At 72.1% G+C, this 24,127-nt stretch carries 28 protein-coding genes; 16 read left to right on the plus strand and 12 right to left on the minus strand.

The window, feature by feature from the left end:
* Positions 1-218: 218 nt before the first annotated feature.
* Complete coding sequence (locus ABTZ03_RS15695) at positions 219-647, plus strand: hypothetical protein (RefSeq protein ID WP_350513500.1); 429 nt, start codon at positions 219-221, stop codon at positions 645-647.
* Here the strand turns inward: ABTZ03_RS15695 and ABTZ03_RS15700 are convergent.
* Positions 635-2,068, minus strand: coding sequence for an MFS transporter (locus tag ABTZ03_RS15700; RefSeq protein ID WP_350513501.1), 1,434 nt, complete (start codon positions 2,066-2,068; stop codon positions 635-637). The two genes, ABTZ03_RS15695 and ABTZ03_RS15700, sit on opposite strands and share 13 nt — an antisense overlap.
* Before the next feature lie 84 nt (positions 2,069-2,152).
* Entirely contained in the window at positions 2,153-2,728 is a 576-nt protein-coding gene (locus ABTZ03_RS15705) for a TetR/AcrR family transcriptional regulator (protein ID WP_350513502.1), read from the minus strand.
* A gap of 299 nt (positions 2,729-3,027) precedes the next feature.
* Between ABTZ03_RS15705 and ABTZ03_RS15710 the strand changes: the two genes are divergently transcribed.
* Positions 3,028-5,049, plus strand: a complete 2,022-nt coding sequence (locus ABTZ03_RS15710) for a carbamoyltransferase C-terminal domain-containing protein (protein ID WP_350513503.1) — start codon at positions 3,028-3,030, stop codon at positions 5,047-5,049.
* A 126-nt stretch (positions 5,050-5,175) separates the two neighbouring features.
* Here the strand turns inward: ABTZ03_RS15710 and ABTZ03_RS15715 are convergent, their stop codons facing one another.
* From ABTZ03_RS15715 to ABTZ03_RS15725, 3 genes are read right to left on the minus strand one after another with little or no spacing between them, the layout of a single operon-like run.
* Complete coding sequence (locus ABTZ03_RS15715; RefSeq protein ID WP_350513504.1) at positions 5,176-5,361, minus strand: hypothetical protein; 186 nt, start codon at positions 5,359-5,361, stop codon at positions 5,176-5,178.
* Positions 5,362-5,395: 34 nt separating this feature from the next.
* Positions 5,396-6,250 (minus strand): class I SAM-dependent methyltransferase, encoded by an 855-nt coding sequence (locus ABTZ03_RS15720; protein WP_350513505.1) that lies wholly within the window; start codon positions 6,248-6,250, stop codon positions 5,396-5,398.
* Positions 6,247-7,635, minus strand: coding sequence for a cytochrome P450 (locus ABTZ03_RS15725; RefSeq protein WP_350513506.1), 1,389 nt, complete (start codon positions 7,633-7,635; stop codon positions 6,247-6,249). The genes ABTZ03_RS15720 and ABTZ03_RS15725 overlap by 4 nt, the downstream gene beginning before the upstream one ends.
* A gap of 383 nt (positions 7,636-8,018) precedes the next feature.
* On the opposite strand from ABTZ03_RS15725, the gene ABTZ03_RS15730 reads away from it, so the two are divergent.
* From ABTZ03_RS15730 to aspS, 9 genes are all read left to right on the plus strand, one after another.
* Positions 8,019-8,387: a hypothetical protein gene (locus tag ABTZ03_RS15730; protein WP_223886012.1), complete on the plus strand. Its 369-nt coding sequence runs from the start codon at positions 8,019-8,021 to the stop codon at positions 8,385-8,387.
* 93 nt (positions 8,388-8,480) lie between these two features.
* Positions 8,481-9,476 (plus strand): ABC transporter ATP-binding protein, encoded by a 996-nt coding sequence (locus ABTZ03_RS15735; protein ID WP_350513507.1) that lies wholly within the window; start codon positions 8,481-8,483, stop codon positions 9,474-9,476.
* On the plus strand, positions 9,473-10,333 hold the full coding sequence (locus tag ABTZ03_RS15740) for an ABC transporter permease (RefSeq protein WP_350513508.1): 861 nt from the start codon (positions 9,473-9,475) through the stop codon (positions 10,331-10,333). The genes ABTZ03_RS15735 and ABTZ03_RS15740 overlap by 4 nt, the downstream gene beginning before the upstream one ends.
* Before the next feature lie 18 nt (positions 10,334-10,351).
* Positions 10,352-11,542: a cytochrome P450 gene (locus ABTZ03_RS15745; RefSeq protein WP_350513509.1), complete on the plus strand. Its 1,191-nt coding sequence runs from the start codon at positions 10,352-10,354 to the stop codon at positions 11,540-11,542.
* On the plus strand, positions 11,539-12,753 hold the full coding sequence (locus tag ABTZ03_RS15750; protein WP_350513510.1) for a flavin monoamine oxidase family protein: 1,215 nt from the start codon (positions 11,539-11,541) through the stop codon (positions 12,751-12,753). The genes ABTZ03_RS15745 and ABTZ03_RS15750 overlap by 4 nt, the downstream gene beginning before the upstream one ends.
* An 11-nt stretch (positions 12,754-12,764) precedes the next feature.
* Complete coding sequence (locus ABTZ03_RS15755; RefSeq protein WP_350513511.1) at positions 12,765-13,721, plus strand: Rieske 2Fe-2S domain-containing protein; 957 nt, start codon at positions 12,765-12,767, stop codon at positions 13,719-13,721.
* Entirely contained in the window at positions 13,711-14,505 is a 795-nt protein-coding gene (locus ABTZ03_RS15760) for an alpha/beta fold hydrolase (protein ID WP_350513512.1), read from the plus strand. Before ABTZ03_RS15755 ends, ABTZ03_RS15760 begins: the two co-directional genes overlap by 11 nt.
* A 99-nt stretch (positions 14,506-14,604) precedes the next feature.
* Complete coding sequence (locus ABTZ03_RS15765; protein ID WP_350513513.1) at positions 14,605-15,000, plus strand: peptidase inhibitor family I36 protein; 396 nt, start codon at positions 14,605-14,607, stop codon at positions 14,998-15,000.
* A 390-nt stretch (positions 15,001-15,390) separates the two neighbouring features.
* Entirely contained in the window at positions 15,391-16,701 is a 1,311-nt protein-coding gene (gene aspS / locus ABTZ03_RS15770; RefSeq protein ID WP_350513514.1) for an aspartate--tRNA(Asn) ligase, read from the plus strand.
* A 113-nt stretch (positions 16,702-16,814) separates the two neighbouring features.
* Here aspS and ABTZ03_RS15775 read toward each other — a convergent pair whose 3' ends face one another.
* Entirely contained in the window at positions 16,815-17,258 is a 444-nt protein-coding gene (locus tag ABTZ03_RS15775) for an anthrone oxygenase family protein (protein ID WP_350513515.1), read from the minus strand.
* A gap of 91 nt (positions 17,259-17,349) precedes the next feature.
* On the opposite strand from ABTZ03_RS15775, the gene ABTZ03_RS15780 reads away from it, so the two are divergent.
* Positions 17,350-17,931, plus strand: coding sequence for a TetR/AcrR family transcriptional regulator (locus ABTZ03_RS15780; RefSeq protein WP_350513516.1), 582 nt, complete (start codon positions 17,350-17,352; stop codon positions 17,929-17,931).
* 629 nt (positions 17,932-18,560) lie between these two features.
* Entirely contained in the window at positions 18,561-19,724 is a 1,164-nt protein-coding gene (locus tag ABTZ03_RS15785; protein WP_350513517.1) for an MFS transporter, read from the plus strand.
* Positions 19,725-19,765: 41 nt separating this feature from the next.
* Here the strand turns inward: ABTZ03_RS15785 and ABTZ03_RS15790 are convergent, their stop codons facing one another.
* From ABTZ03_RS15790 to ABTZ03_RS15805, 4 genes are all read right to left on the minus strand, one after another.
* Positions 19,766-20,488 carry a G1 family glutamic endopeptidase gene (locus tag ABTZ03_RS15790; protein ID WP_350513518.1) on the minus strand — a complete coding sequence of 241 codons (723 nt, stop codon included), beginning with the start codon at positions 20,486-20,488 and terminating at the stop codon, positions 19,766-19,768.
* Between the two features lie 232 nt (positions 20,489-20,720).
* Positions 20,721-20,843, minus strand: coding sequence for a hypothetical protein (locus ABTZ03_RS15795; RefSeq protein WP_350513519.1), 123 nt, complete (start codon positions 20,841-20,843; stop codon positions 20,721-20,723).
* On the minus strand, positions 20,840-21,091 hold the full coding sequence (locus ABTZ03_RS15800; RefSeq protein ID WP_350513520.1) for a hypothetical protein: 252 nt from the start codon (positions 21,089-21,091) through the stop codon (positions 20,840-20,842). The genes ABTZ03_RS15795 and ABTZ03_RS15800 overlap by 4 nt, the downstream gene beginning before the upstream one ends.
* On the minus strand, positions 21,088-21,453 hold the full coding sequence (locus ABTZ03_RS15805) for an ATP-binding protein (protein ID WP_350513521.1): 366 nt from the start codon (positions 21,451-21,453) through the stop codon (positions 21,088-21,090). Before ABTZ03_RS15805 ends, ABTZ03_RS15800 begins: the two co-directional genes overlap by 4 nt.
* A gap of 223 nt (positions 21,454-21,676) precedes the next feature.
* Between ABTZ03_RS15805 and ABTZ03_RS15810 the strand changes: the two genes are divergently transcribed.
* From ABTZ03_RS15810 to ABTZ03_RS15820, 3 genes are all read left to right on the plus strand, one after another.
* Positions 21,677-22,537 carry a helix-turn-helix domain-containing protein gene (locus ABTZ03_RS15810; protein WP_350513522.1) on the plus strand — a complete coding sequence of 287 codons (861 nt, stop codon included), beginning with the start codon at positions 21,677-21,679 and terminating at the stop codon, positions 22,535-22,537.
* Between the two features lies 1 nt (position 22,538).
* Positions 22,539-22,739: a DUF397 domain-containing protein gene (locus tag ABTZ03_RS15815; RefSeq protein WP_350513523.1), complete on the plus strand. Its 201-nt coding sequence runs from the start codon at positions 22,539-22,541 to the stop codon at positions 22,737-22,739.
* A 62-nt stretch (positions 22,740-22,801) separates the two neighbouring features.
* Positions 22,802-22,987, plus strand: coding sequence for a DUF397 domain-containing protein (locus ABTZ03_RS15820; protein WP_350513524.1), 186 nt, complete (start codon positions 22,802-22,804; stop codon positions 22,985-22,987).
* Positions 22,988-23,056: 69 nt separating this feature from the next.
* On the opposite strand, the gene ABTZ03_RS15825 is transcribed toward ABTZ03_RS15820, so the two are convergent.
* Both ABTZ03_RS15825 and ABTZ03_RS15830 read right to left on the minus strand, forming a co-directional pair.
* Positions 23,057-23,257 carry a hypothetical protein gene (locus ABTZ03_RS15825; protein WP_350513525.1) on the minus strand — a complete coding sequence of 67 codons (201 nt, stop codon included), beginning with the start codon at positions 23,255-23,257 and terminating at the stop codon, positions 23,057-23,059.
* A gap of 244 nt (positions 23,258-23,501) precedes the next feature.
* A complete protein-coding gene (locus tag ABTZ03_RS15830) occupies positions 23,502-24,098 on the minus strand; it encodes a CGNR zinc finger domain-containing protein (protein WP_350513526.1) in 597 nt (198 codons plus the stop codon).
* Between the last annotated feature and the right edge of the window lie 29 nt (positions 24,099-24,127).

Here is a 24,127-nt window from a genome sequence, read left to right on the forward strand (position 1 = left end):
GCCCGGCCCCGCCCCCCCCCCCCCGCGCCGCCCCACCCCCGCGCGCGCGTGCGGAACGCCCCCCCGCCGCCCCCCGGGCCCCGGGCGGGCGCCCCCCCCCCCGCCGGGCACCCGGGCCGTTCTGCGGTGCGTGGGGCGCTGACCATGACGTCTGTCATGCGGGAGAGGTGGCGGCGGGCACTGACGGGGGTTCAGGGCGCGGCCGTAGGTTTCAGGGCATGGAGATCACGAAGAACACCGGGACCCCGGCCCGCCGCACCGAGTGGAGCCTGGCCCTGCTGGGCGGCCTGAAGCACCGGGGCGACTTCGCGGTCCGGGAGCGCACGGTGCACGTGGCGGCGGTGGGCGGGGCCAAGTTGGACCACACCGGGGCGGTGCTGCCGGTGGACGGGACGCACCTGGTGAAGGCGGCCCTGGTCGGTGGCGCGGAGCTGGCCTACCCGGAGGGTGCCTCGGCCGAGGTGGACGCGTTCTCGGTGTTCGGTGGGGTGGACCTGACCGTGCCGGCCGGGACGGCGGTGGAGGTCAGCGGGTTCTCGCTGCTGGGCGGGCGCAGCAAGGGTGTGGCCGGGGAGCCGGGTGGGCCGGTGGTGAAGGTCCGCTCGTACTCGCTGGTGGGTGGGGTCAAGGTCCGTCAGGCGGGCTGAACCCGTGCGTCGGCCGGCGCGGGTGCGGGCGTCGACGCCGGGGTGACGCGGGCGAGCCGGGCGGTGAGGCCGATCATGGCGAGGACGGCGCCCAGGGCGAGCCAGCTGCCGACGGCCGCGGCGGTGGCCGGGGCGTGGTGGTCGAGGACGGCGAAGTAGCTGCCGCCGATCACGGCGACGCCGGTGACGGAGGCGAACTGCTGGGTGGTGGCGAGGGTGCCGGAGGCGGTGCCGGCCCGTTCGGGGGCGATGTCGGCCATCGGGGCGCCGATCAGCGAGGGCAGGACCAGGCCGTTGCCGAGGCCCATCAGGCCCATGGCGGTCAGCAGGACGGGCAGGGCGTGGTGCGCGCCCTCGGTCTGCAGGGCGAGCGCGGTGAGCAGCAGGCTGAGGGCGGTGATCGCCCCGCCGGCGATCGGGACGCGCAGCCCGTACCGGGGGAGCAGCCGCTTGCCGGTGAGCGAGGCGACCATGGCGAGGACGGCCATGGGGGTGAAGAGCAGGCCGGAGCGCAGCGGGCTGTAGCCGAAGCCGGTCTGGACGGTCAGGCTGATCACGAAGACGAAGCCGGCGAAGAAGGCCATGAAGGCGGCGTTCACGGCGAGTCCGGTGCGGAAGACGCGGCTGCGGAGCAGGGCGGGGTCGAGCAGCGGCTGTCCGCCCCGGGCGGCGAGCCGGTGCTCCCAGCGCAGGGCGGCGAGGAGGGCGGGGACGGTGGCGGCGAGCATCGCCCAGCCCCAGAGCGGCCAGCCGGCCTCGCGGCCGAGGACCAGCGGGACGAGGGCGAGGGCGAGCGAGCCGGAGATCGCGAGCACGCCGATGCCGTCCAGGGCGGGGCGGCGACCGGTGGTGGTGCGCGGCAGAACGGTGGCGGCGAGGGCGAGGACGACCAGGCCGACCGGCAGGTTGACCAGGAAGACGGCGCGCCAGCCGAGGCCGAGGAGGTCGCCGTCGAGCAGCACGCCGCCCAGCAACTGGCCGCAGACGCCGCTGAGTCCGCCGGTGACGCCGAACCAGGCGAGGGCGCGCGGCCGGCCCCCGGCGGGGATCGCGGTGGTGATCAGGGCGAGCACCTGGGGGACCATGGCGGCGGCGGTGAGGCCCTGGAGCATGCGGGCGAGCACCAGGTGGGCGGGGGACTGGGCGAGTCCGCACAGCACGGAGGCGGCGGTGAAGGCGGCCATTCCGGCGAGGAACATCCGGCGGTGGCCGAGGATGTCCCCGAGCCGTCCGCCGAGGACGAGTCCGGTCGCGTAGCTGAACACGTAGCCGGCGACGACCAGTTCGAGTGAGGCCTGGCCGGCGCCGAGGTCGGCGCGGATGGCGGGGAGGGCGACGTTCACGACGTTGCCGTCGAAGCCGTACATGAAGAAGGCCGCCAGGACGACGGGGAGGAGAGGGGGGCGGCGCAGGAGGGACATGGGGCTGGACTCCGCTTCGATTATTGGTGGAAGTGCCAAAAACGTGGGCATGAGAAAGCCCGGGCGGGCCCGGGGTGGAGCTCGTCAGGCGCGCAGGTCGTCGATGATCGCGTCGACGGTCGCGTGCAGCGACTCGGGCTCGAAGCCCGCCTTGGCCTGGAGCAGCAGGCCGTGGAAGCCGGCCATCACCTGGCGGGCGAGCACCTGCGGGGCGCGGTCGGCGCGGATCTCGCCGTGCAGCCGGCCCTGCTCGACGGCGGTGGTCAGCGCGGTCTCCAGCGGGACGAAGGACTGTCGGGCCAGGTGCGTCAACTCCGGTTCTCGGAGGGCGAGTTCGGTGATGGTGTTGACCGCGAGGCAGCCGCGGCGGTCGGTCGCGGCCTGGTCGATCCCGGTCAGCAGCAGCTGCCGGACCCGCTCCAGCGGCGGCCGGTCCCCGTGCAGCGGGTTGGCTCCGGCGGCGCCGCCCGCGCGGTAGCGGTGCAGGGCGAGTTCGAACAGCTGCCGCTTGCCGCCGAAGGCGTTGTACAGGCTGCCGCGCAGCATGCCGGTGCTCTCCGCGAGGTCGTCGGTCGAGGTCGCGGTGTACCCCTTGGTCCAGAAGGTGTTCATGGCCGCGTCGATCGCGGCCTCGGTGTCGAACTTCCTCGGGCGTGCCATGGTGGGGATCGTGCCAGTTCTTGGCTGCCCTGTCAAAAACACCGTCAGATCGCGCCCGCCGGACCGGGGAGGGCCCTGCTGCGCATGCGTACGCCCGGGCCCGGGGCCGTGCGTAAACGGGGATTTCAGTATGTACCGGCCCTCCGCACGCGTGGTCGAATGACCGGGTAGTCGCTGGTGCCGGGGGCAGGCGGCCGGCCCTGGGCGGGGTACGGGAATTCCCGGGACAGCCCTTCGCGCACGGGCCGGAAATACCTCGTCCTGACAGAACCTGGCAGACCGAGGAAAAAGAGGTAACCGTGGCCGAGCATTTCCTTTCCGCCTATCTCACGCCGCCGGGGCCGGGTGCGGTCTTCTCGGTCCGGCACGACCAGAACGTCGCGCTCTGGCGCCGGGACGGGGCGGACGTCGAACTCGTCCGGGTCTGGGAACTGGAGCGGGTCAGCGGGCAGAAGCACCACTTCTGGCCGCTGTACACCGAGGGCCGTTCGGCGGCCTTCCTGTCGGCGCTGCTGGCCGAGGAGGGGCTGACCCTCGACGACGTCACCGCCACCTGGGGCACCCCCGGTCTGCCCGGGACGCAGCCGGTGCCGAAGCCGGCCGGCGCGGAGGACTTCCCGCTGCACAGCCTGGCGCACCTGTTCAGCGGCGTGCTGCGGGACGTCCCGCTGTTCCGCGAGGGCCAGATCGTCGGCCTGGCGATCGACGCGCTGCCCGACTACGCGCAGGAGAGCCGCCCCAACCCGTACTGGTACGCGGGCTGCGTGGTGAAGCAGGGCCGGATCACCTTCGAGCCGGTGGAGTCCCCCGGGCCGCTGTACACCGCGGCCGAGACGGTGTTCGGGCTGGAGCCGGGCTCGCTGATGGCGCTGGCCTCCGCGTCCACGGCCGCGATCGAGTTCGACGCCGAGGCCGCCATCGCCGACGTCACCTTCTTCGGCGGTTCGGCGACCCAGCCCTGGAAGGCCGCCCACGACCTGGTGCGCTCGGTGGTGGACGCCGCCGAACGGCAGCTCGCCGACGCCGAGCTGGACGACTCGCTCAGCCGCGAGGACCACCTGCGCAGCGCCGTGATGAAGGTCGTCCAGCGCTGCTGCGAGGGCGTCGCGATCCGCAATGTGCAGCGGCTGCTGGAGGTCGGCGGCATCCGCGCCGAGGACACCCACCTCGCCACCACCGGCGGCTACGCGCTCAACTGCCCCACCAACACCCTGCTGATGGACCGCTTCGGCTTCCGCGGCCTGGTCTCCCCGCCGTGCGCCAACGACTCCGGCCAGGGCATCGGCCTCGGCCTGCTCGGCCTGTACGGGGCCGGCCTGCTCGCCGACTCCGAGCTGCGGATCGACTCCCCGTACTACGGCCGGGACGTGCTGGACACCGAGGAGGCGCTGGCCGAGTTCGCGCCGTGGATCGTCTCGGTGACGGACTTCGAGGACGAGCGCTTCGTCGCCGACGTCTCGGACGGCGTGATCGCCTGGGTGGACGGCCGGGCCGAGCTCGGGCCGCGCGCGCTGGGCCACCGCAGCCTGCTCGGCGACCCGCGCTCGGAGAAGGTCAAGGACCTGCTGAACGCGTACAAGCGGCGCCAGTGGTGGCGGCCGGTCGCGCCGATGGTGATGGCCGAGCACGCGGGCGAGTGGTTCGCCTCCGACCGCGAGTCGCCGTACATGCTGGAGGCCGTGCAGGTCCGGCCGGAGGTAAGGGAGTTGGTGCCCGCGATCGTCCACCTGGACGGCTCGGCCCGGCACCAGACGGTCAGCGCGGCGGCCAACCCGCGGCTGCACCGGGCGCTGGACGCCTTCCGGGCCGCGACCGGGGTGCCGATCCTGTGCAACACCTCGCTCAACGACAAGGCCGAGGCGGTCGTCGACCAGGCCGCCCAGGCGCTCAACTTCTGCGTCCGCAAGGGCGTTCAGGTGCTGTACCTGGGTGGACGACGGGTCGAGCTGCGGGCCGAGCCGGTGTCGGCGGACGGGGCGCCGACGCCGGTGGCCCCGACCGAGCCGCGGCCGCGCGCCCTGGAGCACTTCGCCGGGCAGGAGGCGGACCGCGACGCGCTCTGGCAGGGCTGGCTGGACGCCGGCTACACCGTCGAGGGCATGTACCACCTCTCGCGCAGCCACCAGCTGCGTGCCGAGCAGGAGTTGTCCACGCCGGAGCGGGTCAACCTGCTGGCGGCGTACCGGGCGAAGGTCGACCCGTCGTTCTCCGGGCTGGTGAGCAACTTCGTCCGCACCCACGGGCCGGGCGGCTCCTTCGTCGACCCGTCCACGCTGACCGGGGCGTTCGGGGTGATCAACCCGCTGCGCAGGGGGCGGTAGGCGCGGGGAGCGGCAACGGCCGGGGGCCGGATACGGGTCGGGCGCCAGGAACGGGTCGGGGGGTAAGGCTTTCGAAGCCTTACCCCCCGACCCGTTCCGTCGTCGCTAAGCCACCGGCCGCCGTCCTCAGTAGCGCGGCTTCCGGGTCAGCGCCAGGCCGCCCAGCAGGAAGGCCACCCCGAGCGCGCCGGCGACCACTGCGGAGGTGGTGTCGGCGGGCTTCCGGCTGGCGTCCATCACGGCGGTGACCAGGCCGGCGACGGCGCTGATGTAGCAGAAGATGGTGATGAAGATCTTCACCTTGGGGTGCATGGAGAGGGTCCTTTCCGAGAGGTGGGTGCGGGGGTCAGACAGCTGCGGGTGCTGCGGTTTCCTGCGGTCCGCGGCCCGCGGGTGCGGTCGCGGCGGCGGTGAGGCCGAGCAGCATCACCCAGGCGTCGGGGTCCGACCGGAAGCGGTTCCAGCGGTCCGCGGCGAGGGCGAGCTCGGCCAGTGAGAGGACGCCCCGGGCGACCAGCGGCTCCAGGCGCTGCGGGCCGAGCTGCGGGGCGAAGGCGTCGGTGGGGTGGTCGTCGTTGGTGGTGGCGAACGGGCGCAGCACCGGCTGTTCGAAGCCGGCCGCGCGCAGCAGCCGGGGCAGCCGGCGGCCGATCGAGCGGTCGCCGCCGTCGGCGCGCTGGGCGGCGGCCATCTTGGCGTGCACGCCGGCGAGTTCGGGGTACGAGGGCTCGGCGGCGCCCCACAGTGCGGAGTCGACCTCGGTGACGGCGACCCGGCCGCCCGGGCGCAGCACCCGCCGGACCTCGGCGAGCACCGCGACCGGGTCGGGCACGTGCTGGAGGACGTAGCGCAGCAGCACGAAGTCCACGCTCGCGTCCGGCAGGGGCAGTTCGGCGCCGTCGGCGACCAGCAGGGTGACGCCGGGGCCGGCCGCGTGGGCGAGCAGTTCGCCGTCGATGTCGGCGGCGATCAGCGCGCTGTCGGCGGGCAGCGCGGCGCGCAGCCGTCGGGTCACCGCGCCCGGTCCGGCGCCGAGTTCCAACACCGTTCCCCCGATGCCGAGTTCGCGCAGGATGCGGAGCTCCTCGGGGAACGAGAGCGCGGCCTGTGCCTCCAGCCGGTCGAGTTCGGCGGCCAGGCCGCCGCCGGTGGTGCGCGCCGGGTCGTAGGAACCGCCCACGGGGCGTACGGAGGTGGTCATCGGGGCCTCGCGATCATCGTCATGCCGTGCTTGGGGCGGAGGGTGACCAGGGCCTCGGGCTCGACCGGGAAGCCCTCGACCAGTTCCAGCCGGACGGACTGGAGCAGGGCGGCGAGCACCAGGACGGCCTCCAGCATGGCGAAGTGCTGGCCGACGCAGATCCGGTCGCCGCCGCCGAACGGCAGGTAGAGGTGGCTGGGCAGGTCGGCGCCGTCGAAGCGGTCCGGGCGGTAGGCGTCCGGCTCGGTCCAGTACTCGGGGTGGCGGTGCAGCACCCACTGGCTGACGCACACCAGGGTGCCGGGTTCGACGTCGTACCCGCCGATGACGTCGGGCCCGACGGCCCGGCGGGAGATCAGCCAGACCGGAGGGAAGAGCCGCATCGCCTCCTGGATGGCCCGCCGGCAGGCGGGGAGGGCGGCCAGGTCGGCGGCGGTCGGCGGGCGGCCGCCGAGCACCCGGTCGACCTCCTCGCGGACCTTGGCCAGCTCCTCGGGGTGGCGGTCGAGCAGGTAGAGGGTCCAGGTCAGGGACTTGGCGGTGGTCTCGTGGCCGGCCATCACGATGGTCAGCACCTGGTCGCGGAGGTCCTTGTCGGAGACCAGGTGGTGGGTGGACATCAGGGTGTCCAGCAGGTCGCCGCCGGCCTTGCCAGCGCCGGCCTTGCCAGCGCCGGCCTTGCCAGCGCCGGCCTTGCCACCGCCGGCCTTGCCACCGACGGCCTTGTCGCCGCCTACGGGACAGCTGCTGCCGCCGGTGCTGCCGCCGCCCGCCCGGCGGGCGGCGATCAGGGTGCGGGTGACGGTGTCGAGGAACACCCGGGCGCGCCCGAAGTCGGCGTACCGGCGGGCGGTGTCGGCCGGGTCCGGGTCCGGGCTGGGCACGTAGTGCCCGATGCAGCGGTTGACGGCGTCCACCGCGCGGGCGAAGCCCTCCCCGATGCCGTCGATGTCGGCGCCGAGGATGGCGTGGGTGAGGGTGCCCAGGGTGAGCGCGGTGAGGTGCTGGTCCACCTCCAGCGGGGTGCCGGCCTCGACGGCGGGCCGCCAGCGCTCCAGCATCTGGGCAGTGGCGTCGGTGACGATCGCGTCGAAGGTGCGGACCGCGCTGGGGCGGAACGCGGGCGCGGTGAGGTGCCGTTGGCGGGCCCAGTCGGCGCCGTTGCTGGTCAGCAGCCCGTTGCCGAGCAGCGGGCGCAGCATGGCGTCGTCCGGGGTGCCCTCCTTGCTGTAGTTGGCGCCGTTGTCCTTCAACACGTGCCGGGCGTACTCGGGCCGGTTGAGCAGGTAGACGGTGTCGCCGGCGGCGCGGTGCCGGGTGACGTCGCCGTAGGTGCGGGCCAGGCCGGTGATGAAGTCGAGCGGCGACTCCCTCATCAGCGCCATGTCGACGTCGTCGGCAGGGCCTGGCGGGACGGTGTGCGTAGGCACGGTGCGGACCACCCCCGTGTTTCCTCTCGATGCTCACCCGGGACTTCCGGAGTACGTACGCATCCGCCGAATACGTACGTACGCATTTCCCGGTGATTTCCCGGTACGCATTTCGATGCGTAGGTCGATGCGTATTCTGATACGTATTCAAGGGTGCGGGACGCCTGAAATCTACCGCACCCGCCGCACGTGCTCAATACTTAGTCCAGGCGCCGGAAGTGAGGTCTTGGCGGCCAATTGCGACCGTGTCATTCTTCATTTGTCGGCGGCGCCGGGAAGCACGAAAGTGCCGAGGCCCGCCGACGGCCAACCGGAAACCGGAGAAAAGGAAAATTCTCATGGCTTTGGACCAGAGGAAGCGGGCCGAGTTCGTCAACGGCTACACCCGCGCCCTGATCAGCGCCTGGTCGAGCGAGGAGTACGCGGCCCGCCTGCGTACCGACGCCCGTGCCGCCCTCGCCGAGGCCGGCCTGGAGCTCCCGGCCGACGCGGAGATCGTCATCGTCCAGACTGCCGCCGAGGGCGAGCAGGAGGGCAACCTCGAGGTGCAGGTGGAGCTGTACGAGATCGGTCTGGCGACCGGCCGCTACGAGTTCCACATCCCGGAGACCCCGCAGATCGACACCGCTGAGCTCAGCGAGGGCGACCTGTCGGACATCGCGGCCGGCGGCAACTCCTGCTGCTGCCCGTGCTGCTGCTGCACCTGATCCAGCCGGGAAACCCGCCCGCCGGGCAAGGCGCCCGGCCGGTCGACCTGAGCACCAGGTCGGCCTGATTACCCCACCAAGGAGCGATCCACAGTGGCGACTGCCGTCGGGGAACACCCCGTCTCAGTCCGCGGCCTGCGCAAGAGTTACGGCGACTGGCATGCGGTCCAGGGTCTGGATCTGGACATCTACCGGGGTGAGGTCTTCGCCCTGCTCGGGCCGAACGGCGCGGGCAAGACGACGACCGTCGAAATCCTGGAGGGCGTCCGCCAGCGAACCGGCGGTGACGTGCGGGTCCTCGGCTGCGACCCAGCCGAGGACCGGCGCGACTGGCGCGCCAGGATCGGGGTGGTCCCGCAGACCACCGGCGCCTACTCGGACCTGACGGTCCGCGAGGTCGTCGAGCACTTCGCGGCGTTCTACCCGAACCCGCTGCCGGTCGGCCAGGTCATCGACATGGTCGGACTGGGCAAGCACGAGAAGAAGCAGAGCACCGACCTCTCCGGAGGCCAGGCCCGACGCCTCGACGTCGCGGTGGGCATCGTCGGCGACCCGGACCTGATCTTCCTCGACGAACCCACCACCGGGTTGGACCCGGTGGCCCGTCGGGAGGCCTGGGACCTGGTCCGCTACTTCTCCGAGCGCGGACGCACCACCGTGCTCACCACGCACTACCTCGACGAGGCCGAGGCGCTCTGCGAGCGCGCCGCGGTGATCGTCGCCGGCCGGGTGGTCCAGTGCGGGCCGCTGGCCGAGTTCGGCGGCCGAACGCAGACTCCGACCACGGTCTCCTTCCGGATTCCGCCGGAGCTGGCCGGCCGCACGCTGCCGTCGTTGCCACCCGGGGCCGAACCGGCCCCGGTGGGCGCGGACGGCGTCCTCCGGATCGGCACCCACGCCCCGACCGCGCTGCTCGCCGCGCTGGTCCCCTGGGCGCACCACGCGGGGGTCGGCGAACTGCCCGAACTGCGGGTGCACCGGCCCACGTTGGAGGACGTGTACCTGGACCTGATCCGGGAGAACGTGGACGGGACCGACCGCGGCGCGGACACCACCCAGAGCATCGGCGACGAGGCGGGCAAGCGATGACCCTCACCCACACCCCCGCGACGGCGCCGGCCGTCGACGCGCCCCGTCGCGCCGGCCGGCCGCCCGGCATCTGGCGGGCCTCGGTGGCCCGCTCCAAGGTGGAGCTGCGGGCGTTCTTCCGGAACAAGCAGTCGCTGGTCTTCACCCTGATGTTCCCGGTGATCCTGCTGGTCGTCTTCGGCTCGATCTTCTCCGGGAAGGTGGCCGGCACCGACACCGACCTCAAGCAGGTGTTCATGGCCGGCATCATCGCCGCCGGCGTGATGAGCACCTCCTTCTCCGGCCTGGCGATCAACATCGCGATCGAGCGGGACACCGGCACGGTCCGCCGGCTCGCGATGACCCCGATGCCCAAGTCGGCGTACTTCATCGGCAAGCTGGTGCGGGTCATCGTCACCACCGCGCTGGAGGCGGTGCTGCTGATCGGCATCGCGCTCGCCCTGTTCGGGCTGCCGCTGCCCAGCACCCCGGAACGCTGGTTCACCCTCGGCTGGGACCTCGCGCTCGGCACCGTCGCCTGCGCGATGGCCGGCGCCGCCTACTCGGCGCTGATCCCCAACAGCCGGTCCGCGGCGGCGATCGTCACCCCGGTCTTCATGGTGCTCCAGTTCATCTCCGGCGTGTTCTTCCCGTTCGGCCAACTCCCCGCCTGGATGCAGACGGTGGCCGCGTTCTTCCCGGTCAAGTGGATGGCCCAGGGCTTCCGCTCGGTCTTCCTGCCGGACTCCTTCACCGCCGTGGAACCCGCCGGGAACTGGGAACTGGGCCACATCGCGATGGTCCTGGTCGCCTGGTCGCTGGCCGGCCTGGTGCTGACCGCCTTCTCCTTCCGCTGGCGCGGACCCCGGGTCCGCTGATTTCAAGGAGCCGGACCCATGAGCACGACGGCGCCGGTGCGCCTGCCGGAGCACCTGATCCACCCGTTCGCCCCCGCCGGGCGCGCGGACCCGCACCCGGCGTACCGGTGGCTCCGGGCCAACGACCCGGTCCACTACGACGCCGCGTCCCGGCTCTGGCTGGTCACCGGGCACGGTGACTGCGCGACGGTGCTGCGAGACCCGCGCTTCTCCGCCGCCCAGGGCCAGCGCGAGCGCGCCCGGGACGACGCGCTGCCGCCGTCGATGCTCACCACCGACCCGCCGGACCACCACCGGCTGCGGGCCCCGGGGGCGCTGCTCCTGGGGCCGGCGGCCGTCCGTTCGGTGGCCGCCGGGCTTGCCGCCGACGTGGACGCGCTGGTGGACGGGCTTCCCGCGGCCGGCCGGGTGGACGCCGTCGCCGACCTCGGCCGGCCGCTCGCCACCGCCGTCTACGCCCGGCTGTTCGGGCTGCCCGCCGAGCAGTTGAGGCGCTTCGAGGCGCTCGCCCGGGCCGCCTCCGTCAACCTCGACCCGATGGTGCCGCCGGCCCGCGCCGCCCTCGGCCGCAGCGCGGCCGCCGCGCTCACCCACTTCCTGGACGGGCACACCCGTACGGTCGCGGACACCGAGGTGCCGCTGGCCGCCCTGGCCGCCGACGACCGGCTCAGCCGCGCCGAGATGCTCGGCGTCCTCAGCCTGGCCGTGATCGGCGGCTGGCAGCCGCTCGCCGAGTTCATCGGCAACGCCCTGCACCTGCTGCTGCCCGACCGCGCGGCCGTCGCCGCCCTGGGCCGGGCCGACGAGGACGCCGCCCGGCTCGCCGTCGACGAACTGCTGCGGCTGGAGGCACCGATCCCCTTCACCGCCCGGGTCACCACCGACCGGGTCGAGCTGGACGGCGGCGTGCTGCCGGCCGGCGCCCGGGTGCTCGCCGTGCTCACCGCCGCCAACCGCGACCCGGCGGTCTTCGCCGACCCGGACGCGCTGCACCTCGACCGCAGCCCCAACCCGCACCTCGGCTTCGGCGGCGGCCCGCACTTCTGCCTGGCCGCCCCGCTGGTCCGGCAGACCGCCGCGCTGCTGCTGCCCCGCCTGGTCCGCCGCTTCCCGGCGCTGCGCGGGCCCGCCGGGGCGCCGGACTGGGACCAGTGCCTGGTGCCGCGCCGACTGCGGGCCCTGCCGATCGAGCTCGGGGGTGCGGCGTGAACACCTTTGACGTCATCGTGGTCGGTGCCGGCGCGTCCGGCCTCAACTGCGCCCGGCTGCTGCGGGCGGAAGGCCTGGACGTGCTGGTGCTGGAGGCCCGGACCCGACTCGGCGGACGGATCCACACCTTCCGACCGGCCGACGGCGGACCGCCGTTGGAGCTCGGCGCCCAGGTCGTGCACGGGGAGCACAACCCGGTGCACGCGCTGCTGGGCCCCGGCCGTACCGCCGCCGTCCCGCGCCGGGTCACCGCCCGGATCGTCGAGGGCGGCGTGGACCGGCCGATGGGGGAGCTCGGCCGGGGGCGGCGCGCGCCCTGGCAGCTGGAGGCGATGCTGCACCGCAGCCCCGGTGTCACCGGGCTGTCGGTCGGGACGTGGCTGCGGGCCTGCGGCAGCGGCGGTGCGGAGGCGGCGGCCGCCGAGGAGTGGTTCCGGCAGAACTGGGCCGCCGCGCCGGAGGAGTTGAGCGCCGCCGGGGTCGCCGAGGCGCACCGCGGGGACGCCGCCGGGGAGGGGGAGTTCGCCGTCGCCGGCGGCTTCGGGCGGCTGCCCGAGCGGCTGGCGGACGGGCTGGACGTCCGACTCGGTTCGGCGGTGCGGGAGTTGGCGTACGAGCCCGGGCGGGTCACGGTCCGGACCGACGGCGGTTCGGTCGGGGCGCGGGCCGTGGTGCTCACCGTGCCGCCCGCTGCCGCCACCGGGATCGCCGGGCTGCCCGCGGCCAAGCTGTCCGAGGCCGCCGATCTCCCCGCCGGGGACGGCTGTTGCGCCGTGATCACACTGGACCGGCCCGCGCCGGACACCGTCATCGTCTTCGACGTGGACGGCCGCACCGGCTTCACCCGGTGCGCGGCCGGACGCCCGGAGGTGCTGGTGGTCGCCAAGGCCGACGCCGCCGCGACGTTCCGCGCGGCCGTCGACCGGGGTGAGCTGTCCGCGCTGCTGGCCACCGTGCTCCCCTGGACCGCCGGCGCCGCCGTGTTGGACACGGCGGTTGCCGACTGGGGCCGGGACCGGTACGCCGGTGGGGCGTTCACCGCGCCCCGGGCCGGGCTGGAGGACGCCGCCCGGCGGTGGGCCGCACCGGTGGACGACACGCTCTTCTTCGCCGGCGAGGCGACCGTGGCCGGCGAGCAACTGCCCTGGGTCCAGGGCGCCCTGAAGAGCGGGGAGCGGGCCGCCGAACAAGTTCTCAAGGCACTGCGATGAACGTGAGTCCGATGACCGTGCACCACGGCTGGTACCTGCTGGCCTTCCGATCCGAACTGACCGACGAGATCACCCCGTTGGCCGTCGGCCCGCGCCGCCTGATCGCCCTCCGCGAGGGTGACCGGGTGCGCGTCCTGGACGCCAACTGCCCGCACCGCGGGGCCCACCTGGGCTACGGCGGGCGGCGCGAGGGCGACTGCCTGGTCTGCCCGTTCCACGGCAAGCGGATCGGCCTCGGGGACCCGTCCAAGCACTGGTCGGTGGCCGAGCACCGGGTGCTGGAGTGGGGCGACGCCCTGTTCGTCCGGCTGTCGGACGACCCGGACGGCGACCGCGGCTTCGAGCGGTCCGTCCAGGGCTGGGCGGAGGAGTACCCGCTGGTCGCGGCGGTCAGCCTGCCGGTCGACGTGCCCTCCGAGTACGTGGTGGAGAACGCCTTCGACCCGGACCACTTCAAGGCCGTGCACGGCGTGCCCGGCAACCGGGGGATGGCCACCCGGGACGGCGAGCACGGCGAACTGGTCATCGAGGGCGAGTTCCTGATGCAGACCTCGCCCTGGCAGGACGCCCGCACCCTGGAGGAGATCCGCTGGGAGGCCGTCCGGACGGGCCGGGTGCGGTGGGACTTCAAGCCGCGCTTCCACGCCCAGGCGTTCAGCCCGAACGTGGTGGTGACCGAGTTCGGTCCGGCCGAGACCCGGCAGGTGATCGTCACCGGCTCGGTGCCGACCGAGGACGGCGGCTGCGTCGCCCGGGTCGCCATCGGGGTGCGCGAGGACCAGCGCGGGGCACTGCCGGCCCTGCTCGGCGGCAGCGGGAAGGCGCTCGCCGAGGACAAGGTGGTCTGGGAGCACCTGGACCACACCATGACCCCGCGCTACGACGCCCGCGACGAGCCCGTGCTCGCCTTCCGCCGCTTCTGCGCCGACTTCTGCGCCGACTTCCCGGGAGGCCGCGATGACCGCTGACCTGCGCCTGCACCTGCACCGGCAGGGCGATGGTCCTGCGGTGCTGTGGATCCACGGCTACACCATGGACTCCACCACCTGGCAGCCACTGTGGGACCGGCTGCCAGGGTTCACCCACATCGGTGTGGACCTGCCCGGTCACGGTTCCTCCGCCCCGCTGACCCCGGGGCTGACGCTCCCCGCGCTGGCCGGGCGGCTGGCCGAGGTCGTCAAGGAGACCGGCGCCCGTTCGGTGGTCGCGCTCTCCTTCGGCTCGATGTCGGCGCTGCAACTCGCCATCCAGGAGCCGGGGTTGCTGGACCGGCTGGTCCTCGCCGCGCCCACCCTGGCCGGCACCCCCAACGAGGACTCGGCCCGGGTCCGCTACCAGCAGCTCGCCATGCTCCACCGCTTCGCCGGCCCGGGCGAGCAACTGGCCGACCTCTGGATGCAGTCCCCGCCGGACATCTTCACCGGCACCGAGCGCCACCCCGAACTCCGGGCCGCCCTGCGGGCCGTCATCGCCCGGCACAGCTGGGCCGAGCTGGGCAACCGTGCCATGGACGCCCTCACCGCCCACCGGCACACCGCGGACGACCTGCGCCGGATCACCGCCCGCACCCTGGTCCTGCTCGGCGACGAGGACATGCCCGCGTTCGTCCGCAACGCCGGACTGCTGCGCGACACCGTCCCCGACTGTCGGCTGGAGACGCTGCCGGAGACCGGCCACCTGCCCCTGCTGGAGCGTCCGGACGTCTGCGCGCCGCTGCTCGCCGCCCATCTGGCCGGTGCCCCATCCCAGTGATGTTCATGTAGATACTTTGTGCCTACGTGTCCATATTGTGTCGTTTGTCCATGATGCGGGAAGCCGGGGGACCCACCCCCGCCGACCAAGGAGATCTCCTTGAAGCTTCGCCTCCCCCTCGTCATGGCCACCGCCGTGCTCGCCGGTATGGTCGCCCTCCCCGTCCAGTCGGCCACCGCCACCACCCGGAGCGTGCACGTCATCAGCGGGCAGGGCGCCGCCCTGTGCAACGACGGGTTCGTCTGTCTCTACGAGAACTACGGGCTCAACAACCCGCAGTTCGGCCGGGTCCTGCTGGCCGACGAGAACGTCGACTGGATGTCCGACTACGGCTTCGACAAGATCATCAGCTCGGTCTGCAACCACACCGGCACGTCCGTCACCCTCTTCTCGCAGCCCGCCTACGAGGGCACCTCCTTCACCGTCCCGTCCGGCCGCTGCACCGACGTGCCCGCGTCGTTCAACGACCAGACGTCCTCGATGATGCTGAACTGACCGTACGGTCCCGTGGCGGCCTCCCCGCCGGGTTCGCGCCCGGCGGGGAGGCCGCCGCATGTGTCCGGGCCCGTTTATCGGTTGCCCCGCCGTCGGGCGGTTCGTATCCTGCTGCGCAACGCGTCGACGGAGACGAGTAGCCAGGGATCACGCGAGCAGAGAGAACCGCCGGTAGCTGGGAAGGCGGTCCCGCGCCCCGAGGTGAAGACCCTCCTGAGCCGCGGGGAGGAACGGCCGCCGCCGAGGCGGTCCAATGCCCCGCCGGCCGGCCTCCGTCATCGGGCCGAACGAGGCCGCCACCCGTGTGGCGGCGAAAGTGCGGTGGTACCGCGAGTCCCCTTCTCGCCCGCACTCCCAAGGGATCATGACGATGTCCTCCGGAGGACCTCAATGATCCACAACCGCGTACGCGTCGCCGAGTTGAGCGAACACCTCGGCCGTACGGTCACCGTCCACGGGTGGGTGCACGCCCTCCGCCTGCAGGGCAGGATGCAGTTCGTCATCGTGCGGGACGGCACCGGACCGGTGCAGGTCACCCACCGGCGTGACGGCGGGCCGCTGGAGGCCCGGCTCGAAGCGCTCACCCCCGAGTCCGCCGTACGGATCACCGGCCGGGTGGTCGAGGCGGCCCAGGTCAAGCTCGGCGGCCTGGAGATCGTTCCCGAGGCGGTCGAGGTCCTGAACCGGGCCGCCACGCCGCTGCCGATCGACGAGCACACCGGATCGGAACAGCGCCTGGACTGGCGCTTCCTGGACGTGCGCCGGCGGCCCGCCGCGCAGCTGGTGTTCGCCGTGCAGACCACCCTGGAACGGGGCATGCGCGAATTCGCGTACGCCGAGGGCGCCACCGAGATGCACACCCCCAAACTGATGGGCACCGCCTCGGAGTCCGGCGCGGAGGTCTTCGAGCTGGGCTACTTCGGCCGCAGCGCGTACCTGGCGCAGTCGCCGCAGTTCTACAAGCAGATGGCGATCGCGGCGGGGGTGGAGAAGGTCTTCGAGATCGGTCCGGTCTTCCGTGCCGAACCGTCCTTCACCTCCCGGCACGCCACCGAGTTCACCGGCGTGGACGTCGAACTGGCCTGGATCGACGACGTCGAGGAGGTGATGGCCTTCGAGGAGCGGATGCTCGCCCATGCGATCGGGAAGGTCGCCGAGGTCCACGGCCGGGCGATCGCCGAGCAGTTCGGCGTCGAGGTGACCGTGCCGACGACGCCGTTCCCCCGGATCACCATGGCCGAGGCGCAGGAGCTGCTGCGGGCGGGTGGCTGGGACCCGGAGGAGGTCAAGGAGGACCTGGACCCGGAGGGCGAGCGGGCGCTCTCGGCCTGCATCAAGGAGAGCACCGGGCACGAGTTCGTGTTCGTCACCCGCTACCCGGTCGGCATCCGGCCGTTCTACCACCGGCGGGCGGCCGACGACCCGGGTGTGACGCTGAGCTTCGACCTGCTGTGGAACGGCCTGGAGGTCACCACCGGCGCCCAGCGCGAGCACCGGTACGAGGTGCTGGTGGAGCAGGCGGCCGAGAAGGGCGCGCGGCTGGAGCCGATGCGGGACTACCTGAACGCCTTCCGCTACGGCTGCCCGCCGCACGGGGGCTTCGGGATGGGCCTGGGCCGGGTGCTGATGGTCCTGCTCGGCCTCGGCTCGATCCGCGAGGCGACCTTCCTGTTCCGGGGGCCGAACCGGCTCTCCCCGTAACGGGGGACGGACGTGGGTCGGCGCAGGAAGTCGGACCGGCCGACTTCCTGCGCCGTGCTGCCGTGCTGTGCTGTGGGGCTGCCGTGCGGTGGTGCTGAGTCGAGCCGCCGGGCTCATACGAGGGCGGTGACCAGCAGGGTGAAGGCGGCGACGATGACGGCGACCCGGGCGTAGTGGTAGCGGTCCCAGCGGTCGCTCTGCTCCTTCCAGTCCGCGGGCCGGTTCTCCGGGGTCCAGGTCTTGCTGCGGTTGTTGATCGGGACGAGCAGCAGGACGGACATCAGCACGCTGACGACCAGCAGTGCGGCGGCGGTGAGGACGAGGCCGGTGCCGTGCTGCCGGCCGGCGACGGCCCAGACGCCGGCGAGGACGACCGAGCCGATGTACCAGAAGGGCATCAGGGCGCCGAGCATCCGGCCGCCGTGGGCGCGGGCCTGTTGGCCGGCGTCCTCGGGGAGGGCGGCGAAGATCCGGTTCATGACGAAGGCGACGGAGAGCTCCACGCCCACCATCAGGCCGACGGCGACGGTGGTGAAGACCTCGAGTGCGGTGAGCATGATGAACCCCCTGGTTTCTAGCGCTGCTAGGTGGTGAGGCAACGCTAGTACTGCTGCCGCTCCATTGTCTAGCGGTGCTAGGATTCGGGTCATGTCGGTACAGGAACGCAAGCAGCGCGAACGGGCGGAGCGCGAACGCCTCATCGTGGCGACCGCCCGTGAACTCGCCGAGCAGCAGGGCTGGGACGCGGTCACCACCCGCCGGCTCGCCGAGCGCATCGAATACAGCCAGCCCGTCCTCTACAGCCACTTCCGCGGCAAACGCGAGATCATCGGCGCCGTCGCCCTGGACGGCGCCACCGAGATGGCTGCGGTGCTGCGGGCCGCGACGGCCGCCACCGCGGCCGGCCCGCGCGGCCGGGTGGCCGCCCTCGCCCGCGCCTACCTGGACTTCGCCGCCGCCAACCCGGCGGTCTACGACGCGATGTTCCAGCTCGACGGCGGCCTGGCCTTCGCACAGGAGTCCACTCCGGAGCAGCTGAAGGACGCCTTCGCCGCGTTGCTGGAGACCCTCGGCGAGGTGGCGGGGGAGGGCGTCCACCCGGGGGTGTTCACCGAGGTGTTCTGGGCCGCCCTGCACGGCCAGGCGACGTTGACCCGGGCGGGCCGGCTCCCGGCGGAGCTCATCGAGAGCCGGGTGGAACTGCTGGTGGACCGGCTCGCGGTGGTCTGACGCGCGGCCCGGTGGGCGGCTCCGCCGATCTCGGCGGGAGCCGCTCCCGCCGGCCCGGTTGGATCTCCGCATGACGAACTGGTCGCGGCTCGGCCATGACCATGGTCCGGCCGACGACATGCCGGCCCTACTGGACCGGATCACCGGGCGCCCCTCGGACCGCCGGCATCCACATGCCGATTACCACCCGTGCTGAGCAGGCCTCATGGCTGGTCGTTGACCGGACGTCTACTCCGGTCCGGTCCACTCATGGCACTGACCCCTTGGAGATCATGGAGGATCATCGTGATCAAGCGTGTAGTAGTCGGGCTGGCAGCCGCAGCGCTGGTCGGCCTCGGTGGCGTGGCGCTTCCTGCCCAAGCAGCCTCGGCGGAGACCTTGGACCATGTCGGTTCCGGTGGCTCGAGTTCTGCCGCGATACACCACAGCGGGGCGGCTTCTTCGACCCAGCCGCTCAGGTACGCGCCGTTCCTGGACTAGTTCCGGCGGCGTAGTGGGCAGCGGGTTCGAAGCGGTGCCGGCCGGTGTAGGAAGTCGGCCCGTCCGACTTCCTACACCGGAACGGTGGCGGGAAGGTTGGCGTCGCAATCACGCCGGTGCCGGGGCGGGGCGGCTGGTGGGGTGGTCGGGTGACCACGACTTCTCCCGCTGTTGTCCGCAGGCCCGCCCCGGGACGGGCGCGTGACTGGCTCGCCGTCGTCTCCGTGACGGCGGGGATCTTCGCCATCGTCACCACCGAACTGCTGCCGATCGGCCTGCTCACCCCGATCGGTGCCACCTTCCGGATCTCCGACGGCACCGCCGGGCTGATGATGACCCTGCCGGGCCTCGTCGCCGCCGTGGCCGCCCCGACCGTCACGGTCGCCGTCCGGCGGGCCGACCGCCGGGTCGTGCTCTGCGGTCTGATGCTGGCCCTCGCACTCGCCGACCTGGTCAACGCGGCCGCGCCCGGTTACTGGGCGGTGCTCGGCGCCCGGGTCGTGCTCGGAGTCGTCATCGGCGCGTTCTGGTCGATCGGGGCCGGGCTCGCCCCGCGGTTGGTGGCCGGGGAGCGGCAGGGGCGGGCGAACGCGGTGATCTTCTCGGCGGTGCCGCTGGGCTCGGTGCTCGGGGTGCCCGCCGGGGTCCTGCTCGGCCAACTGGCCGGGTGGCGTGCGGCGTTCGCGGCGATGGCGGTGCTGAGCCTCGCCGTGGTCGCGGCCCTCGCCGCGACCCTGCCCCCGCTGCCGCCGCAGACCCCGACCGCCTTCGCCGTGCTGCGCGGACTGCTCCGGCTGCGGGCCGTCCGGACCGGGCTCGTGGTCACGCTGCTCCTGGTGACCGCCCACTTCGGCACGTACACCTACGTCACGCCGTTCCTGGCGGAGGTCACCGGCGTCGGGCCGGGCGGCGTCACCGCGCTGCTGCTGGTGTACGGAATCGCCGGTGTGGTGGGGAACTTCGTGGGCGGGCTGCGGCGTGCCGCGTTCACCGGCGTGATCCTGCTGCTGGCGACGGCCGTCCTGCTGCTGCCCGTCCTCGGACGGTCGGAGCCGGGGGCGGCGGTGCTGTTGGTGGGGTGGGGCCTCGCGTACGGGGCCGTCCCGGTCTGCGTCCAGGGCTGGTTCGCTCGCGCGGCGCCGCACGCGCCGGAGGCGGCGACGGTCGTCTTCACGTCCTCGTTCCAGGCCACCATCTCGGTCGGCGCCCTGGCCGGCGGGGCGGTGGTGGACGCCTGGTCGACGTCGGTGGTGATGGTGGCCGGAGGGTGCACGGCGTTGGCGGCCGCAGCGGTGGCGGCCCGGAGGCGGTAGCGCTGGGGCGGGGCGGCGGCCCGCCCCAGCGCTTCGTACGGCTACTCCTGGATGTACGTGTCGCTGAAGCTGGTGCCGTTGGAGCTGAGCGCGCTGGTGCTGGCCTCGTAGCCGGCGTTGGAGCTGGGGTCGAGCGCGACCGGGTTGGCGGAGCCCAGGGACTTGCCGTTGACGGTGGCCGAAGTGAAGGTCACCGAACCGAAGTTGGGGTAGGAGCCGGTCGGCGACTCGATGATGACCTCGGCGCTGGTCCGCTGGGCGGAGGTGGACTTGGTGGTGGTGTACGTCCAGCCGGCCGTGGAGTCGACGAGCTTGAGGGTGTAGCGGCTGCTGCCCGCGTACGTCACCGAGGCGGCGATGTGGTCGCCGGCCGAGACCGGGTACGAGCTCTGGCTCAGGTAGACCGGGGCGGCCGGGTACATCTCGTACCAGGCCTGGTCGACCGGGCTGCCGCTGGAGCAGTCGGTGGCGACGCCGGTCTGCTCGACGCTGGACGAGCCGTAGCCGTCGATGCCGACCCAGGGGGCGTAGAGGTCGTTGGAGGAGTTGCAGCTCGCGTCGGGCTCGACCCAGGAGGCCGCGACCGAGCTGTAGCCGCTGCCCTGGGCGGCGTACCCGCCCCAGTTGTAGCCGTTGGTGTTGTACGAGAGGGGGCGGAAGGACAGCGCCGCGTGGGCGGCTGTCGCACTGGCCGGGACGGCGGGGGCGGCGAAGGCCGTGGCCGTGGCGGCGAGGGTGATGAGACGTATCAGGGACTTGCGCATGCTGGACTCCTTCGTGAGGGGACGAACAGGAGGTCCACCCGTCAACCTGGGCCGTGGGGGCTGCCGTTGGCGGGTGGCAGTACAGGATGACGGGGGTGTCATGACCTGGGCAAGAGGCATCTGGGGAAGGTTGGCGAAGCCATTGCCGGGCTGGGAAGGCCACTTGACGAAGCGTCCGCTGGGCGGACACCGAAGGCCCGCACCGTGAGACGGAGCGGGCCTTCGTGTGGATTCAGTGCTGATCGGAGCCGTCGTCCGGCGGTCGGATCTTGAGGGTGGCGACGACGCCGAGGGCGACGCTGGTGATCGCGAGGGCGAGGAGCGCGAGGAGGATCGCGCCGACGAAGAACCTCACCGGCGCCAGGCCTCGTCGCGCTCCAGGTCGCGGAGGAGGTGGAGGAGGTTGATCAGGGTGCTGACCGGCGCGTTGCCGAAGTCGACGAGGATGCGGCCGTCGAGGGTGGACTCGGGGGTGCCGGCCGAGCCCCAGAGGAGGCCGTAGGGGAGGCCGCGGCGGTGCAACTCGCCGAGGAGGGTGGTGATCTGGGGCTTGGTGTAGTCGCGCATCCGGGGGTCGTCGGGCGCGATGGGGTCGCGGGTCACGCGTCGGAGTCCAGCTCGTACCAGGTGCTCTTGCCGCGCTTCTGCGGGTCGACGCCCCAGCGGTCGGTGAGGCCCTCGACGAGCTGGAGGCCCCGGCCGGACTCGGCGAGGTCGGAGTTCATGCGCAGCTGCGGGAGGGCGTCGCTCTCGTCGGAGACGGTGACCCGGAGGGTGCGGTCGAGGATGGAGAACCAGACGACGGGCGCGGGGGTTTCGCCGTGGCGCCAGGCGTTGGAGATGAGCTCGCAGAGGGCGAGTTCGGCGTGGAAGACGGTGTCGGCGTGCCAGCGGCCGCTGCGGGCCATGGCGGCGCGGAGGGCTTGGCGAGAGAGGGTGAGGGAGGGGGTGTTACGGGTGCACACGGGAACCTCCGGGAGGCTGTGGTGTGGGGAGAGGTGTGCTGCAAAGACGGCAGCACAACGCCTTGCTGACGATCCGTCGGATCGATCTGGTGACGACCATAGCCGCGCGATCCGTTAAAGTTAAGCCCCGACGAGAAGGTTCCCTCTAAGGAGTGCTTGGCTCGAATGGCCACGCCTGCGCGCGACGCGGCACACTGGCGCCTGTATCAGCAGAGAGGAAGTCATGGCCAACCGCCAGAAACCGACTTATCGCCAGCGTCGTCTCGGGGCCGAGCTGCGGAAGATGCGAGAGCGTGCTGGCTTTGGCGGCAGCCACCTCGCGCGCCTGCTCGGTGTGACGCCAGCCATGGTGACCCAGATGGAGAGTGGCAAGTCGGCCATCAGTGCGGACCGACTGCGGGAGGTCGCTGACGTGTGCGGGTACGACAATCGGCCACTCATCGATGCCCTCGGCAGCATCATCGCCATGCGGGACAAGGGTTGGTGGGAGAGCTATCGCGGCCGTCTCCCCGATGTCTTCATCGAATCTGCCGAGCATGAGGACTTCGCCGCAGGGAAGATCAGGGTCTGCGTGTCGACGTTCCTTCCGGGACTCCTTCAGAGCGATGACTACACACGAGGCGTCTTCAGCCGTCGGAGACCCCAACTCTCTGCGGAGGAACTTGCTCTGCACACCGGATTCCGAGCGGAGCGCAGGAAGAGAATCCTCGAAGGCCCCCGGAAGAAGCTCGAAGCCTATCTGCACGAGTCCAGCCTGCTCACCCGCTTCGGTGGTACCGAAGTGCTGCGCGAACAGCTGCATAGCTTGCTTGATGACTCGCTCAGGGATGACATAAGTATCCGAGTCATCCCCTTCGCGGCTCACACCTATCCCGCACCGATCGAGAGCTTGGCCTACAGCTTCGGGGTGGTTTCTGAGCTTGATACGGTCGAGATGGAGTCCTCACAGGGGCCGATCTTCTTCGACGCGCCCGATGAACTCGACTCCTATCGCGAAGTCTTCGACCGCATCGAGGCTGCTGCCCTCAGTGCTGATGACTCGCGAGATCTAATCCATTGCACGGCCAAGAACCTGAAAGGCTGAGATGTCCCAAATCCGTTGGCAGAAGTCGTCCTTCAGTAGCTCCAGTGACAATTGCGTGGAGGTGCGGGCCGTCGATGGAGTGATCGAGCTCCGAGAGTCCGACGAGGGTGACGTCATCGTTCGCACGACCTCGCCCAAGTTTGCCGCGTTCCTCCGAGGTGCGAGGGCAGGCGAGTTCGACCACTTGATCGTCAGCGCCTGAGCGAGTTGTTCCGGCGGCCCCTTGCTCCCCGCAAGGGGCCGCCGGTGGCTAGCCTGGTTCTTATGACCCTTACTGCGTGGCAGAAGTCCAGTTACTCTGCTGCAAACGACGACTGTGTTGAGGTTCGCGCCATTGACGACGTGATCGAGGTTCGCGAGTCCGACGAGGGAAACGTCATCCTCTGCACCAGTCGCCCCGCGTTCGCTGCCTTCCTCCGGGGCGCGAAGAACGGTGAGTTCGACGTCTGAGTGAATCGTTCCGGCGGCCTCTTGCTCCCCGCAAGAGGCCGCCGGTGGTCAGTCGCTCGGGTGCGCTTGTCAGCCGAAGGGCAGGACCTGGGTGCTGCCGCCGGCCAGGATGCGTGCGTAGGCGTCTTCGCCGCCGAGCGAGCGGTAGTTGAGCACCGGGTCGCCGGCCCGGACGAGGGCGGTCGCGCAGCCGAGGCACCAGGGCTGTGGTGGCTGCGTGTCGAGATCCTCGATCACCGCAGGAGCGGAGCACTGCACGCAGTCCGCCATCGGGCCCTCCTCGGGCTCAGGCCCAGGTGGCGCCGCACGCCGTGCAGCCCCATCGGCCTTCCAGGGTCTGGTAGGTGGTACCCGATCCGCAGACCGGGCAGGCGCGGGCGCTCGGCTCGCCGACCCGCGACAGCAGGGTACTGGGCGTCGGAGCACGGCCCTACCAGGCGGGAGGGGCGCCCCTCCCGCCGCGGTATCAGCGCGCCGCCGTCGACAGCGGCAAGTGAGCTTCCGGCAGCCCGACTTACCGCTGCGCCTTGGCGCGGTAGGCGCGCTTCTTCAGTAGGGCGCCGCACGTCTTCATCGAGCACCAGCGGCGTGCGCTTGCGCGCGAGGTGTCCACGAACAGGGCGCCGCAGGTGGGGTTTCCGCAGAGGTGGACCTTTGTGCGCTGCTCGGATCCGCACAGGGTGATCAGGTCGCGGGCGACCATGGAGAGTACGGCCGCCACGTTCCCGCCGGTCCACTTCACCGTCGTCGCATCGGCGGAGAGTTCGGGGGCCGAAGTTGGCTCCGCCGCAGCGGCGTTGACGAGGGTGATGTCCTCAAGGGCCGGGGGTCGTGACTCCGCCAGGGTCTGGCCGATGCGTTGGATCGCTTCGCGGAGTCGAACAGCCTGCATCAGCTCCTCCGAGGTGCAGTCCGGCGCCTCCGCCGCGCACCCGCTCTCCACGCACCACCGCCCCAAGTCCTCCGGCCGCCCCAGCCGTTCGAACGGCTCCGCCGTCCCCCGGTCCGCCAGCGTCCCCGCGAAGGCGAAGCACAGCCGGGCGTCGTCGAACCGGAAGTCCGTCTTCGCGCGCTGGCGCGCCTCCCGCTGCCGCCCGTCTTCCTCACTCATGTCCACCACTCTAAGTGGTTGACATCGAT

The organism is Kitasatospora sp. NPDC096077, from assembly GCF_040303245.1.
GTDB lineage: Bacteria > Actinomycetota > Actinomycetes > Streptomycetales > Streptomycetaceae > Kitasatospora.